The organism is Staphylococcus sp. MZ3, assembly GCF_018622755.1.
In the GTDB taxonomy this organism is placed as follows: Bacteria; Bacillota; Bacilli; order Staphylococcales; family Staphylococcaceae; genus Staphylococcus; species Staphylococcus aureus.
Genome location: NZ_CP076026.1, coordinates 1997896 through 2013063 on the forward strand (window position 1 = coordinate 1997896; position 15168 = coordinate 2013063).

The 15168-nt window shown below is 32.1% G+C and carries 18 protein-coding genes; 5 read left to right on the plus strand and 13 right to left on the minus strand.

All coding sequences use genetic code 11. From position 1 onward, the window contains the following. Nucleotides 1-97: 97 nt before the first annotated feature. Nucleotides 98-259 carry an SE1561 family protein gene (locus tag KI230_RS09750; RefSeq protein WP_001005407.1) on the minus strand — a complete coding sequence of 54 codons (162 nt, stop codon included), beginning with the start codon at nucleotides 257-259 and terminating at the stop codon, nucleotides 98-100. Nucleotides 260-483: 224 nt separating this feature from the next. Between KI230_RS09750 and yfkAB the strand changes: the two genes are divergently transcribed. Next, nucleotides 484-1635 (plus strand): radical SAM/CxCxxxxC motif protein YfkAB, encoded by a 1152-nt coding sequence (gene yfkAB / locus KI230_RS09755; protein WP_045176916.1) that lies wholly within the window; start codon nucleotides 484-486, stop codon nucleotides 1633-1635. Between the two features lie 259 nt (nucleotides 1636-1894). Here the strand turns inward: yfkAB and KI230_RS09760 are convergent, their stop codons facing one another. From KI230_RS09760 to KI230_RS09770, 3 genes are all read right to left on the minus strand, one after another. Then, complete coding sequence (locus KI230_RS09760; protein ID WP_000184383.1) at nucleotides 1895-2425, minus strand: acyl-CoA thioesterase; 531 nt, start codon at nucleotides 2423-2425, stop codon at nucleotides 1895-1897. Nucleotides 2426-2514: 89 nt separating this feature from the next. Next, the gene (locus KI230_RS09765) at nucleotides 2515-3771 is read right to left on the minus strand and encodes an aminopeptidase (RefSeq protein WP_001793428.1); all 1257 of its coding nucleotides are present in this window, start codon (nucleotides 3769-3771) and stop codon (nucleotides 2515-2517) included. A 2-nt stretch (nucleotides 3772-3773) separates the two neighbouring features. Next, nucleotides 3774-3974 carry a DUF1128 family protein gene (locus KI230_RS09770; RefSeq protein ID WP_000180460.1) on the minus strand — a complete coding sequence of 67 codons (201 nt, stop codon included), beginning with the start codon at nucleotides 3972-3974 and terminating at the stop codon, nucleotides 3774-3776. Between the two features lie 146 nt (nucleotides 3975-4120). Between KI230_RS09770 and KI230_RS09775 the strand changes: the two genes are divergently transcribed. From KI230_RS09775 to KI230_RS09785, 3 genes are all read left to right on the plus strand, one after another. After that, a complete protein-coding gene (locus KI230_RS09775; RefSeq protein WP_000228666.1) occupies nucleotides 4121-4585 on the plus strand; it encodes a low molecular weight protein-tyrosine-phosphatase in 465 nt (154 codons plus the stop codon). A 6-nt stretch (nucleotides 4586-4591) separates the two neighbouring features. Then, nucleotides 4592-4867, plus strand: a complete 276-nt coding sequence (locus tag KI230_RS09780) for a YtxH domain-containing protein (RefSeq protein ID WP_000428172.1) — start codon at nucleotides 4592-4594, stop codon at nucleotides 4865-4867. A 277-nt stretch (nucleotides 4868-5144) separates the two neighbouring features. Beyond that, complete coding sequence (locus KI230_RS09785; protein ID WP_000037079.1) at nucleotides 5145-6362, plus strand: YihY/virulence factor BrkB family protein; 1218 nt, start codon at nucleotides 5145-5147, stop codon at nucleotides 6360-6362. A gap of 111 nt (nucleotides 6363-6473) precedes the next feature. Here the strand turns inward: KI230_RS09785 and vraR are convergent, their stop codons facing one another. From vraR to map, 5 genes are all read right to left on the minus strand, one after another. Continuing rightward, entirely contained in the window at nucleotides 6474-7103 is a 630-nt protein-coding gene (vraR, locus tag KI230_RS09790) for a response regulator transcription factor VraR (protein WP_000153535.1), read from the minus strand. Continuing rightward, nucleotides 7093-8136, minus strand: a complete 1044-nt coding sequence (gene vraS, locus KI230_RS09795; protein ID WP_001017131.1) for a sensor histidine kinase VraS — start codon at nucleotides 8134-8136, stop codon at nucleotides 7093-7095. Before vraS ends, vraR begins: the two co-directional genes overlap by 11 nt. Further along, a complete protein-coding gene (gene vraT, locus KI230_RS09800) occupies nucleotides 8133-8834 on the minus strand; it encodes a cell wall-active antibiotics response protein VraT (RefSeq protein WP_000149064.1) in 702 nt (233 codons plus the stop codon). The genes vraS and vraT overlap by 4 nt, the downstream gene beginning before the upstream one ends. A gap of 14 nt (nucleotides 8835-8848) precedes the next feature. Further along, entirely contained in the window at nucleotides 8849-9235 is a 387-nt protein-coding gene (locus KI230_RS09805) for a hypothetical protein (RefSeq protein WP_001110179.1), read from the minus strand. A gap of 216 nt (nucleotides 9236-9451) precedes the next feature. Further along, nucleotides 9452-10210: a type I methionyl aminopeptidase gene (gene map / locus KI230_RS09810; RefSeq protein WP_000636142.1), complete on the minus strand. Its 759-nt coding sequence runs from the start codon at nucleotides 10208-10210 to the stop codon at nucleotides 9452-9454. 530 nt (nucleotides 10211-10740) lie between these two features. Between map and KI230_RS09815 the strand changes: the two genes are divergently transcribed. Beyond that, the gene (locus KI230_RS09815; RefSeq protein ID WP_000999716.1) at nucleotides 10741-11727 is read left to right on the plus strand and encodes an FUSC family protein; all 987 of its coding nucleotides are present in this window, start codon (nucleotides 10741-10743) and stop codon (nucleotides 11725-11727) included. A gap of 489 nt (nucleotides 11728-12216) precedes the next feature. Here KI230_RS09815 and KI230_RS09820 read toward each other — a convergent pair whose 3' ends face one another. The 4 genes from KI230_RS09820 to murT form a co-directional block, all read right to left on the minus strand. Next, nucleotides 12217-12630, minus strand: a complete 414-nt coding sequence (locus KI230_RS09820) for a hypothetical protein (RefSeq protein WP_001670387.1) — start codon at nucleotides 12628-12630, stop codon at nucleotides 12217-12219. A gap of 28 nt (nucleotides 12631-12658) precedes the next feature. After that, nucleotides 12659-12769, minus strand: a complete 111-nt coding sequence (locus KI230_RS09825) for a hypothetical protein (protein WP_001790257.1) — start codon at nucleotides 12767-12769, stop codon at nucleotides 12659-12661. 85 nt (nucleotides 12770-12854) lie between these two features. Then, a complete protein-coding gene (gene gatD / locus KI230_RS09830; protein ID WP_000544969.1) occupies nucleotides 12855-13586 on the minus strand; it encodes a lipid II isoglutaminyl synthase subunit GatD in 732 nt (243 codons plus the stop codon). Nucleotide 13587: 1 nt separating this feature from the next. Then, nucleotides 13588-14901: a lipid II isoglutaminyl synthase subunit MurT gene (murT, locus tag KI230_RS09835; protein WP_001250329.1), complete on the minus strand. Its 1314-nt coding sequence runs from the start codon at nucleotides 14899-14901 to the stop codon at nucleotides 13588-13590. Nucleotides 14902-15168 lie beyond the last annotated feature (267 nt).

The window sequence follows — 15168 nt, forward strand, 5'->3', positions numbered from 1 at the left end:
TTACTATAGACAAGTAAATCAGTGATTAAACATACAAGATATAAAAAATATTAAGCGACTATCGCGATATCTAACTCTAACACATCTTATGTGGCATTTACTTAGATACTAATTTAACCTTTTCTTCAAGCTGATCTAACAATCCAATCCATTCATCTATATCTTCAACACGTACTTCATCAGGATTTACATGATCGATATCCTCAATAAACTTATTTAAACGTGCTTTTATCTGTTCGATTGTTTGCTGTTCATTCATAAAAAGTTAACTCCTTTTATTTTTGTTTTCTTTTTCATTATTATCCTAACAGAAATTGCGTTAAAGCGATATAATCTTAGCTATATTTATGACATTCAAATTATTTTGACTTTTAAAAATCCCCTTTTCAATTAACTAAAATTAAGAGATAATTTGTTACGAGTGATAATACGAAGTGGTATCATACCGATATGAACCAAATAGAAAGAAGGAAGTTTAAGACGATGAATAGCGTCAAATTGAAGCAACCTGTTAGCATTTACAATGATCCATGGGAATCATATAACGATGTTAAAGAACATGGCCAATTAACTTTAAGTAACATCGAATTTACAACTACAAATCTTTGTAATATGCGTTGTAGCCACTGTGCAGTTGGTTATACTTTACAAACTGTCGACCCCGAGCCTTTAGATATGGACTTAATTTATCGTAGACTTGATGAAATTCCAAATCTGCGAACGATGTCAATTACAGGTGGCGAACCAATGTTTTCTAAAAAGTCTATTAGAAATGTTGTTAAACCTCTATTAAAGTATGCACATCATCGAGGTATATATACACAAATGAATTCAAACCTAACATTGCCTCAAGATCGTTATTTAGATATTGCTGAATATATCGATGTTATGCATATCTCACATAACTGGGGAACAACTGATGAATTCGCAAATGTTGGCTTTGGCGCAATGAAGAAGCAACCACCGTTAAAAGCTAAGTTAAAATTATATGAACAAATGATTTCGAATGCACGTACATTATCAGAACAAGGAATGTTTGTATCTGCGGAAACAATGCTCAATCAAAGTACGCTACCACATTTACGAAAAATACATCAAGAAGTCGTTCATGATATGAAATGTAGCAGACACGAGATTCACCCTATGTATCCAGCTGACTTTGCAAGTCAATTAAATGTGTTAACTCTAGCGGAAATGAAAAAGACAATTCATGATATATTGGATTTCAGAGATGAAGATATTTGGATGTTATTTGGTACTTTGCCTGTGTTTCCATGCTTAAAGGATGATGAAGATCAAAAGTTACTATCACGTTTAAGAAATGCTAAAAATGTAACGACTAGAAATGACCCGGATGGCCGTAGTCGTTTAAATGTCAATGTATTTACAGGTAATGTAATCGTAACTGATTTCGGAGATGAAACAGGTACAATTTCGAATATACAAAAAGATAAATTAACAGATGTATTTGATAAATGGTTATCCTCTGATCTTGCTAATTCATTAAATTGTCATTGTTCCGAGTTTAGTTGTTTAGGACCAAATGTTCTTGTTAAAAATATGTACTATCCGAATATGGATTTTAAAGATAATGAGCGTCATATGCACAAACAACCACAAATTATACAATTTTAAAAACTCTTAATTATGCGGAGAAGCACTTTATCGATAAGTAGTCTCCGCATATTTTAATGCTATTATAAAATAAAAAACAATTAATTGCTGGCAGTACTCTACTTTAATAATAAAGGTCATTTAATAGGACTAATAGTCTATAATAAAAGGGGTAAATTTTAACTAAAAGCATAAACGTGCATAATCAAAAAGACAGATTGTAGGTGGAATATTCGAACATAACAGTTCAATTCATCCTTAACAATCTGTCTTTATATTTTTAGTCTCTAATATGTTGCACTTGAGCTAAATATTCAATTGTTTGTTTACTTTCAATGCGACGTGCTTTTCTTCGTTCAACACGTTGTGGTGCTGTATCATAAAACCATTTTTCAACATCATCTTCTGGATATACACCAGGTACATGTTTAGGTTTGCCTTCATCATCTAACGCAACAAATGTTAGGTAACTTAATGCAGCTAAATCATGCTTGTTATTAAATACATCGTCAATTCTAATTTGAACGACCACTTCCATTGAACTAGTCCCAGCGTATGAAACCATCGCTACGTATTGTAATATGTCCCCTGTTTTAATCGGCTTTAAGAAATCTACTGAGTCTGTAGATGCGGTAACTACTTGCGCACCAGCATGTTTCATAGCTGTGATTGCTGCAATTTCATCAATATTAGCCATCAATGTACCACCAAACATTGTATGATGGTGATTCGTATCTTGAGGGAAAACTTGTCTATTTTTATAACATTTTGATTCTGACATAGATTTCATTGGTCTGTCCTGATTTGTCATTATTTTATCTCCCAATCTATACTTTAATCACGTATTTGACCTTTAAATACATGTTTCATTTCCTACTCAGCACCTCAAAATAACATTTATTAAAATGTTGATGCCCAATTTCCATTTTCAAATACTAGTTCTTTTGAACCATCTTCGAATATGCCATAAATAGTCAAATCACTACTACCAATCATGAAATCGACATGTACATTTGAATCATTTAATCCGCTTGCAATCTTTTCCTCAACAGTCATTTCCGTTCCACCTTGAATATTAAAGGCGTAAGCAGATCCAATCGCTAAATGACATGCTGCATTTTCATCAAATAAAGTATTGTAAAAAATGGTATTACGATTTGATATCGGTGAATCATCAGGTACTAATGCTACTTCACCTAATCTTCTTGAACCTTCATCAGTATTGATTAAATCTTTCAATACCGCTTCACCTTTTTCAGCTGAAAAATCAATAATTTCTCCATCTTTAAACATCAATTTAAATTGATCGATAATCGTTCCATTATAACTTAAAGGCAATTTATTAGTAACATATCCATCTACTCTATTTCGATCTGGTGCTGTAAATACTTCTTCAGTTGGTATATTAGCAATAAAAGCTTGTTCCTTGCCGTTAACATAACTTGTAGCATCTTCCCAGATATGATTTTTCGCTAAACCTACTGTTAAATCAGTACCTTCAGATACATAATGCAACGCATGGTAATTTTTTTGTTGTAACTTTTGAGCGTAAACACTTAAATTAGCGATGTGTTGACGCCAATTTTCAACTGGATCGTTACCATCAATTCGCACAATATCAAATACCTCGTCAATAAACTTAATATATGCTTCTTCTACAGATAGTTCAGGATATACTCTCTTCGCCCAAGCTTTAGATGGAAAAGCAGCTACGACCCATGGAAATTGATTTTTTTGTACACTTTCCATATATCCTTTAAATGCGCGTGCGTTTTGTTGTTGAAATGCTTGTAATTTTTGGCTATCGATACCATCCATTAAATCAGGATCTTCACTAATAAGTGCTAAATTAGCAGCGCCACGTTTAACGTAATCCATTCTCGCTTCAACATCATATGATTTTATCTCATGATTAGCAAAATGTTCCACAGATTCATTTTCAAATTTTAAGCGTTTTAAGGTTGGATCGCTATATACAACACGTACATCTGAAGCGCCACAATGATATGCTTCTTCTACAATTAAATGCGTTAATTCTAATGTTTCTACTGATGATCTAATAAATACTGGCTGTTTTGGTTGAACATTCATACCAACCTTAACTAATAGTTCAGCGTATTGTTGTAACTTTTCTTTGTAATTAGTCAAAATTCCCACTCCTAGTCGTGTCGCAATTGTCCTAAAGCGTCAGCAATAGCTGTCACTTCACTTGGCGACAATCTTTCTCTTGATTGAACAAAATCATATATATCTGTTAATTCTTCTTCATTTGCATTTTTATATTTTTCAGGATCTAATAATCCTTGATTAACAATATTTAACTTCTCTCTAATAGCTAATACTTTCTCTTCATTTGTCATAGCCACAATGTTCACCTCTAATAATAGTTATGTTATCAAAGTATCACAATTTAATAAACTTTAATAGAATTTTATATAATCTGCTTTCTTATTGTTTAAAGTCGCTATAAAATGGGGATATAACTACATAGTTTGGAGGAATCAAAATGGTAGATGTAGCATTTGTCTGTCTTGGCAATATATGTCGTTCTCCAATGGCAGAAGCAATCATGCGACAAAGACTTAAAGACAGAAATATTCATGATATTAAAGTACATTCAAGAGGTACTGGTAGCTGGAATTTAGGAGAGCCACCTCATGAAGGTACACAAAAAATTCTCAACAAACACAATATTCCATTTGATGGCATGATTAGTGAATTATTCGAAGCGACAGATGATTTTGATTACATTGTGGCTATGGATCAAAGTAACGTTGATAATATTAAATCTATCAATCCTAATCTTAAGGGACAATTGTTCAAATTGTTAGAATTTAGTAATATGGAAGAGAGTGATGTACCAGATCCATACTACACGAATAATTTTGAAGGTGTATACGACATGGTATTATCATCTTGTGATAATTTAATAGACTACATCGTAAAAGATGCAAATTTGAAAGAGGGGTAGTTTTTTATGGAAAATAAATTTGTTCCTGGTATTTTAATTGGTGCCGTAATTGGTGGTGCAATTAGTTTAGCTGATAAATCTACACGTCAAGCTTTAGTTCAATCAGTTAAAGATGCAAAAAATGGTAACCGCACTCGTAAGCCTTCTAAAGTCAGCAAGATTAAAGACGAAGTTTTATACTGGAAAGATGTTGTTGAAGAAATTCGTCGTAATAATCCTGAATTAGAACGTTCATTAAAGGATGCGAAAGAAACATTTGTTAATAGAAAAAATCAACGCTAAGATGATTTTGTTTTTATAAGGCAATACTTAACAATTTGGTGTACGCCTTTCATAGTTATCATTATTAAATGATAATACAATGATTGGCCAAACTGCATTGTTTCAGTATTGCCTTTGTTTTAATTTTAAATCAAAATAGCCTATGAAAGATTTAAATCAATTAATTTCTATAATATTATCATTTTTAAAGCATATCATTGTTTAGTTTTTTTATAATTGGATAAATACTAATAGTTACTTTATAAAACATTACATAGAGAAAGGTTAAGGAGTGCACATGTCGAAAAAGGATCACTCTTCTTCAAAATATCTTAATTCTGTTAAGGAAGCACAAGAGGAGTCAAAAAAGAAAAATAAAAGTAATCCCAAAATTGATGTTGATCGTACATATATTGAACCTCAACAATTCCAATCTAAGAAACCTAAAAAAGATGATCAGGTTTTCTTCTTATCAAGATTAAATAAACCTGCAAAATATAAGAAAGACTCTAATTTCTTATCATATCTCATCTATCGCATAGGAAAAGATGATGCCTCAGGACTAGCAGCACAAATGACTTACCATTTCGTACTTGCTATGTTCCCTATGTTGCTTTTCCTATTAACATTATTACCATTTTTCAATATTAAGCAGAGTCAAATTACTAATATGTTAAGCAATGCACCCGCTGAAACATCTACTCTAATTAAGAGTGTAATTGGTGATATAACTCAAAACTCCAGTGGTGGCTTATTATCTATCGGTTTGATTTTAGCAATTTGGTCAGCTTCAAATGGAATGACTGCAATTATGAATTCTTTCAATGTTGCTTACGATGTAGAAGATAGCCGTAATGGAATCGTATTAAAACTACTAAGTGTTGTCTTCACTGTAGTTATGGGCGTTGTGTTTGTAGTTGCTCTAGCATTACCAACGCTTGGTTCTGTAATTAGTCATTTCCTATTCGGTCCACTTGGATTTGACGAACAAGTGAAATGGATTTTTAACCTTATTAGAATTGTGTTACCAATCATTATTATATTTATCGTATTTATCGTGTTATATTCGGTTGCACCTAACGTTAAAACGAAGCTTAAGTCAGTATTACCAGGTGCAGTATTTACTTCAATTATTTGGTTAGCTGGTTCATTTGGTTTTGGTTGGTATATTTCAAATTTTGGTAACTATTCTAAAACATATGGCAGTATCGCGGGTATCATCATTTTGTTACTATGGTTATATATCACAAGTTTTATTATAATTGTCGGTGCTGAAATCAATGCAATCATTCATCAGCGTAGTGTAATTAAAGGTAAAACACCTGAAGAAGCAGCATTAGAACATGATGACAATAATAAAAATCATTATAATGAGAACACTAGATACGAATATGATGAAGATAGTAATGCAACACATCAACGTACGTACCATGTTGATGAACATCCTAGTGATACCTATCCAGAAGATGATAAAAATATAAAAGACAAAATCGTTGATAAGCTTAAAAAAGACTAAACACCAACAAAACAGAGGTTTTCGCTAATGATTGCGAAGACCTCTGTTTTTGGTGTCTATTTGATGTTATATTGTGATTGGCGTAAGTAACTTTTCTTAATTCAATACGAACTATTGAATTAAATTATGTTGGAATGCATAGATGACAGCTTGTGTTCTATCTTGCACTTCTAACTTACTTAAAATGTTACTCACATGTGTCTTAACCGTTTTAATAGTAATATGCGATGCACTAGCAATTTCTTGATTTGAGTAACCTTTCGCAATCAATAATAATATTTCCATTTCTCGTTCTGTAAGCATTTCATATAACTCTGCGCGCTTTTTCATACGGTTACGCATTTTCACTAAAACTTCCGGTTCAAAAACAGATTCTCCTCTAGAAGTTTTACGAACTGCATCGGCGATATCTTTTGCACTTGTTGTTTTTAAAATGTAACTATCGACACCTGCATCTAATGCACGATATACCTCTTTATCTTCAATAAAACTAGTTAACATTAATACTTTAATTTGCGGTAAATCTTTTTTAATCTGAGTCGTCGCTTCTACACCATCCATGTCTTCCATAAGTAAATCCATTAAAATTAAATCTGGCTTCAACTCATGGGCTTTGGCAATTGCTTCCTTACCAGAAGCGCCTTCACCAACTACTTCAATATCACTTTGCGTTGATAGATAACTTGAAATTCCTATACGTACCATTTCATGATCATCCACAAACAATACTTTAATCGTCATACGAATCCTCCTTATTTAAAGGTGCTTTCACCTCGATACGTGTACCTGAATCTGGCAATGATACAATATGGAACGTTGCACCAATTTCCAAAGCTCTTTCACGCATATTTTTAAGTCCATAACTTTGTTCTAATTTTTCATCAACATTAAAACCTTTACCATTGTCTTGAATTCTCAACAATAAATAATCGTCTTTATTAAACAATTCTACTGTCACTTTTGTACCGTTTGAATGACGCAATGTATTCGAAATTGCTTCCTGTGTAATTCTGAACAAATGATCTTCAATACCTTTAGGCACTTTAAAATCTTGTATTTCATGCACAACTTTCATCGGCACTTTTTTTTGTAAATCAATAACTAAATCTTTAATACCCTCACCTAAAGATTTGTCTTTTAAACCAAGCGGTCTTAAATGTAACAGCAAAGCACGCATTTCTAACTGCGAATCTTGAACCATTTTCTCTAAAATAGGAATTTGTTGGTCTAATGGTGGTTCTAACTTCGTTTCTTTGATAGCAGATAGCATCATACTTGCCGCAAAAAGTTGCTGACTAACAGAATCGTGAAGTTCTCGTGCTAGTCTTTGACGTTCATCTTCAATAATCTTTTTAACTTTCACATCATTAATATTATAATTTTCATTGGTTAAGTTTTGAGTTTTAAGTCGCAACTTATGCAATTCTTGATTTAAAGGTACGAGTGTATGGTATAAATCTAACGTTTCACTATATATTTCTATATTTTGATCATTAATGCCAACTGTTTCGCCTTCCATTGAACGCTCAATTTGCGTCTTAATCCAATCATTTTGCTGATTGATTTTGTAAGCGAGTACCGAACCAACAATAATACACAATAATATGATGATGAGATTTAAAAATAAAAAGACTGGTATTCCGAATATTTGTGTATAAAACATACCTTGAAAATAGATGATATTTACAAAAACTTTATCGATGAACAGAAATGCAGCTAGCATGCTATATACTAAGATGAGCATTGAACCAATTGTTCTAATGTAATGGTTCATCGATAAATCACCTCTACGTCTCCGATAAACGTTGATACGTAGATATTAACTGTATAGTTATCCGGTTTCATCATTTCTTCAATATGAATATTGTTATTTTCAACTTTATATGATTTTTCATTCACGTAAGTACTTCCATAAAAAGCAGCTACATGTAAATTAATATTGTAATTAACCGGCAATATAACCTGCACTTTACCTAAAATGTGTCTAACAACAATGGTATTATTTTCCTTAATATTTGCAGCTTTTGTTAAGTCAATATGTAGGTCGCCAATTCCATGTTGAATTTGGACATCTTCCCACTTATATACATAAACTGGTGTACGTTGCTCACCAAACCATTTTTGTTTAATAAAAGATGGTGAAGTCATAACCTCATCCGTCGCAACTACTTTTTTTGGTTTAAATTTGTGTATTAAATAACGCACAATAAGTAGTAATAAAAAGACGAACAAGATGATGATTGTATACTTATTAGACAATAATGTGAATGCAATTAATAGCGCGCCTATCCAAAACGCTAAAAGGCCACGTATTTTATGAAAATAAAGATATCCTACATAAACTAATACACATCCCAATAATAGAACGAGTAAAAAGCCAATTTTTTCAAAAAATATGTAGTAAAAATTGGCAATAATCATTAATGCAGTAAAAATAATCAACATTTGCGTTGATATATATTTGTGTGTCATGTTTCGCCGCCTTTCTATGCCACAGCGTTCATATAATTTATTAGATACGATGTTTTTTCTGTTGCTATTTTTTCAGTTGAAGTTTGTTGAATTTGAGTTTCAATTTGTGCATAATATGCTTCAACTTTATTCAACTCTGATTTAATATTTTCAATTTCTTGATTATTGATTTCTCTTGCACATTGAATTTGAAATGCTTCAGCAATATCAATATATTTATTTTCTAATGTTAGCATTAGACTGTCAATTAACTTGCTAAGTTGTTCTTTTTTAGTAATTAAATAACGCATATAATCATCTAAATTTTTCATTTTTTCATCTAGCATTAAAAGGTAGTGCTTGATATTATTTCTTACTGTTGCTCTCAAAAACTGTTCAATATAACGTTCAACATAGTTCATAACTATCACCTTTTATAATAAGTTTTAAAATACCAAATGCGCTATGTATCTTCGTTGATGTCGATGATATGTTTGCTTAAAAACTACTTTATTACAACATATTTTTGAAATGACGCATTGATTGTGTTCTTAATTATTATAAAACAGTTCCGAAACCAATATGAATAGGCTCCGGAACTAAATGATGTTCATACTTTAGTCTTAGTATATGTTGAACTATTCTTCTTCAATTTTTGTCGTTAAAATCGGACCATCCTTAGTCACGATAACCGTATGCTCAATTTGAGCAACAAAACTTTTATCGCTCGTTTCAAAAGCCCATTCATTTTTACCTTCTGTAACAAATGATGCATTTGATGAGATAAACGGTTCAATAGCTAATACCATACCTTCAGTTAATAATGTTTTGTCTTTTGGATCAAAGTAATTAAGTACATGTGCTGGTGCTTCATGTAATGATAAACCAACACCATGACCTGTTAAGTTTTTAATGACTTTCAAATCATTTTGTCTAGCTGTATTATGCACCGCTTTACCAATGTTACTTAACTTAGTACCCGGTTTTACTTTTGCAATTGCATTCTCAAATGCCATCGTTGCTACGTCACATACTTTTTGTTTCATTGGATCATCTGATTCTCCAACGACAAATGAAATGCCTGTATCTGCATAATAGCCATTCTTCAAAGCCGATACATCAATATTTACTAAATCTCCTTCACGAATGACACGCTTACTTGGAATCCCATGTGCCACCTCTTCATTGACACTAATACACGTTTGACCAGGAAAATTTTCATCATGAATTGGCGCAGAAATAGCACCGTATTCTTCAAATAACTCTTTCGCAATATTATCAAGCTCTTTCGTAGTGATACCTGGTTTGGTTGCAGCTTGCATTGTATTGCGCACTTTAGCGCATATGTATCCAATTTCTTTTAACGCTTGTAATTCTTCTTCTGTTTTTACAATCATTTTATCCCGTTCCTTTTTTATATAATTATAACTTATTATAGCAAAAATTCTTTGATATACTAAAGATGTTACTTTAGTATTTTGGAAAGTGAGTGAGACATAGTGTGATAAAGAAAAAATATTTCTTTATCGTTGTACCCCAACTTGCATTGCCTGTAGAAATTGTAGATCCAATTTCTCTATGTTGGGGCCCCGCCAACCTGCATTGCCTGTAGAATTTCTTTTTTGAAATTCTCTTTGTTGGGGCCCACACCCCAACTTGCACATTATTGTAAGCTGACTTTTCGTCAGCTTCTGTGTTGGGGCCCCGGACTATAATTGAAAAATGCTTGTTACAAGTGCATTTTATTTCAGTCAACTACTAACAATATAACATTGTGGAGCCCAGAACTTTGATTAATGTATATGAAAATCAAAGTAATGCTTAAGTATGATTATTTCAAATATTTTACATACATGAACTTTTCCAATGTACGATACTATTATTATAAAGCGCTCGCTAAGATTTTACGATGATTAGAGGTTAAAAAATGAACGATCAATGGTATAAACATTTAATTGGTGCCAGAACAATTAAAACTGGTATTGCCATTTTTTTAACAGCTGTCTTTTGTATGGCACTAGATTTAACACCCATCTATGCCATTTTAACAGCTGTAGTCACAATTGAACCAACTGCCAAGGCATCACTTATTAAAGGTTATCGTAGATTACCTGCTACGGTAATTGGTGCAGGCTTTGCAGTATTATTTACATATTTATTCGGCGATCAATCACCTTTTACATATGCATTGAGTGCAACGTTCACGATTTTATTCTGTACAAAACTCAAATTGCAAGTTGGTACGAATGTCGCTGTACTAACATCATTAGCTATGATTCCAGGTATTCATGATGCCTACATATTCAACTTTTTGTCTCGAACATTGACAGCAATTATTGGACTCGTGACATCAGGTTTAATTAACTTCATGGTGTTTCCACCTAAGTATTATGGTCAGGTCGAAGAAAAATTAAGTAAGACAGATGCCTTGATGTATAAATTATTTTACAATCGCTGCCAAGAACTTATCTTATCAAGACTGCAATCTGATAAAAGTGAAAAAGCATATAAAAATATTTTCAATTTAAACAATCAAGTTGAAACGTTAATAAGTTATCAACGTGATGAATTAAGCTATCATAAGAAAAAAGAATGTGATTGGAAATTACTCAATCAATTAACTAAACGTGCATATACGAATCGTTTGTTTATCACTCATTTATCAAATATCATTTACTTGCCTAAAAATACTCGTGTTAACTTTTCAGGTGACGAAAAAATGGCATTGCTAAAAATTAGTAGTAGCATCAAAGATATATTTTATGATGGTTCTTTTAAGAGAGAAGATAATTCTGTAGAAACTTTACGTTCGACAATAAAAGCACTTGAAATTAGTGGTGAAAATCAAATTAAAAGTCATATACTATACGAAGTTCTAATGATTTATCGACTGCTAGACAGCAGATATGCTTAATTTAAGTACCTTATGCTAATTGGCACCATGGGAGTGGGACAGAAATGATATTTTCGTAAAATTTATTTCGTCGTCCCACCCCAACTCGCATTGCCTGTAGAATTTCTTTTCGAAATTCTCTGTGTTGGGGCCCACACCCCAACTTGCATTGTCTGTAGAAATTGGGAATCCAATTTCTCTTTGTTGGGGCCCACACCCCAACTTGCATTGTCTGTAGAAATTGGGAATCCAATTTCTCTTTGTTGGGGCCCCTGACTAGAATTGAAAAAAGCTTGTTACAAGCGCATTTTCGTTCAGTCAACTACTGCCAATATAACTTCGTAGAGCATAGAACATTGATTTATGTCCCCGCCTCTTTTTATCGTATATAGCATGTCCCTTTTTAAAATTACAAGCATAAATATTCAGACTCAAATATAGCCACACGCCTAAACTACGGAGGGATGTGGCTGTCTTTTTTGATTGTAATTATGTATCAGATTTAAATCATTAATGTAAAGAGGCTAATTCATTAATAAATTTAGTAAAATCTGATTTAGCAACATTTATCCTTAATGAAATACCAGATTCTGTTGCCATGTTTGAATGCCTTAAACCAGAATCAAAATCAATATAAATACAAAGCAGTTCTTGATTAAAATCAATAATCGTAAAATGTAAATCAGGTTCTATAAAATATATTTCGGTAACAGGATTGTCGTAATCCATATGTTTCAAATTGTCCATGTCACTATCAAAAAGTGCAAATTCAAATTTAACTTCTTGATCTTCGAAAGTTGCACTAGTGTCGAAATAATAAATTTTATTATCTTCTTCGATAACTACATCTTTTAAAATAAATGTTATCGATGTTTTGCTATGTAAATAAGATGCATCTCTTAAAATCACTTTAGTGGGCTTCATCGTCAAATTCCTTTCATCATTCATTTTTTCATGTTGCATAATCACCATTACTATTGATAATTCTAGGATAGATACTCATTGTATAATAATTATTCACTAGAACAAAAAAACACACATCAATTTGGTTGTTTCCATCCAAAATAATGTGTGTGTTTATACATATATGATTAATTACTAAACTTCATCGTTTATCAATATTAAATCCATTGATGCGATATTCAGAGTTAACGAGATTTCTTCTGTCTATTTGCTCTGTCTATTAATACTTGTTTCGCTTGTATTTCCGCTTCATTATCTATTTCTTTAGGCTCAAACGGAATACCCTTACGTTCACAAGCTTTTTCTAACAGATAATCAGTGATTTCGTAATTTTTAGGTAAAATTGGTCCGTGTAAATAAGTACCTAATAAATTTTTATAATGAATGCCTTCTTTTTTATCTTCATCATTATTACCATAACCAAAAGTAACATGACCAAGTGTACCGAAATCATGATATGTTCTACCACCGTGATTTTCAAAACCTACAATAGTTCCAAAAGTATCACTTTCGATAACAATATCTCCTGTTAATCGGTTTGTCTTTGATTCAGTATAAAAATCTAAAATACCTAACCCTTCTAATTCTGTACCATCAGGCGTGATATATTTTTTTCCTAAAAATTGATAGCCTCCACAAATTGTTAATCCCGGCATACCATCTTCAATCGCTTCTTTAAGTGGTGTCTTAATTTTACTTAATTCTTTTGTTGCTAATGCTTGTTCTCTATCACTTCCACCACCGATAAAGAAAATATCACATTCATCAAAGGTAATACCTTCTGTTTCATTGATTTCTACGACATTAACTTTAATATTTCGTTTTTTAGCACGTTGTCTTAAAGCAATAATATTTCCTATATCACTGTATAAATTCAATTTATCTGACATAAAATGATAAATAGTCAATTCATGCATATTATGATTGACCTCCTTCAAACGAACGGTTTAATTGTTCAAGCATAGGCGCTAATGATGTATAGTTTGGTATTGCAACTGTGAAACCTTTATAATCCATAGTCTTTGCCGTTGCTTTATAAATATCACGCTCAACTATAATTGGTACTTCAACCTCTGCTAACTTCAATCGCAATTGAAGTTCTTCTGCTCGTGTACCTGTCACGATGATAGCTTCAATTTGTTGCTTAGATAATTTTTCAAAATCTGCATCATAAATCCATGAAGTATCTCGACCATCTGCAGCGTTATCATTTAGCGAAATAACATACACTTTTTCGCCTTCTAATTGTTCACCAACTGATAAACTTGCATTCATTCCTGCAGGGTTTTTAGCTAAATTGATCATCGCTTCTTTTCGTTCTTTTTTAAAGTACTGCATACGACCATTGTCTGATGTATACGTTTCAAAGCCATTTTTAATTGTTTGTTCATTTAACCCAAGCTCTCTTAAAACTGAATATGCTGCTAACGCGTTATAAGCGTTAAAGTCACCTGCAATTTTCATATCATATTTTTCATCATTGATATTTAAATGTAAAAACGGTGCCACATCAAAACTTGATATTTCATATTTTGCTTGCTCTCGTTTGAAACCACACTGACAGTGATAATGACCAATTTGATTATAATGAATATAATCGTATTGCAATAAGCGACCACAGTTTGGACAATATCTACTTTCATTCATCGTACTTTGTTCAAATTCATGGGCATGTGCTTTCATACCATAGTACACAATCGTATCACTTGCGATTTTCAAACGACTCACAAATGGATCATCAGCATTTAGCAATAATTTGATGCCTTTATTACTAATTGTCTCTGCAATGTTATTAACCATAATATCAATTTCACCGAAGCGATCCATTTGATCTCTAAAGAAATTAGTAAATACCATCATTGAAGGTGTAACTTCTTTTAACACACGTGGAATCGAACCTTCATCAATTTCGATTACCGCAATTTTAGTCTTAGGTGTTGATTGCATGATGAATGCAGAAGTTATACCTGCAGCCATATTAGCACCTTCATTATTGTGTATAATTTGAATATTATTTGCTTTTAAAGTATGTCCAATTAAGTTTGAAGTCGTTGTTTTACCATTTGTTCCACTGATAAATACAATATCATCAACTTGCTCTGCTAATTTTCTTAATATATCTGTATCCACTTTTCTAGCGATTTGTCCAGGTAAATCTGTTCCTCTTTTACCTACTGCTCTACTTGCTTTACGCGCCAATTTCGCTAGATGGATTGCCGTCCACTGTCTCATGTGTTTCCTCCTCAAATTTCCACTCGCATCATTATAACATGACAAGGCAACTTCAAAAAAGTTTCTCAATCACAAATTGATACAGTGTTTCTAAATTATAATCATTCTCATTTAGATAATTAAAAATGATATTTATTCTCAATTAAATATCGCTAAATGATACATTTTCTCAATTAGAGTGCTAAAATAAGGTGTTAAATTATAATTATTATTATTTACAATTGAGAATGAGTTTGTTATACTAAGTTTAATTCATAGTAATTTTAA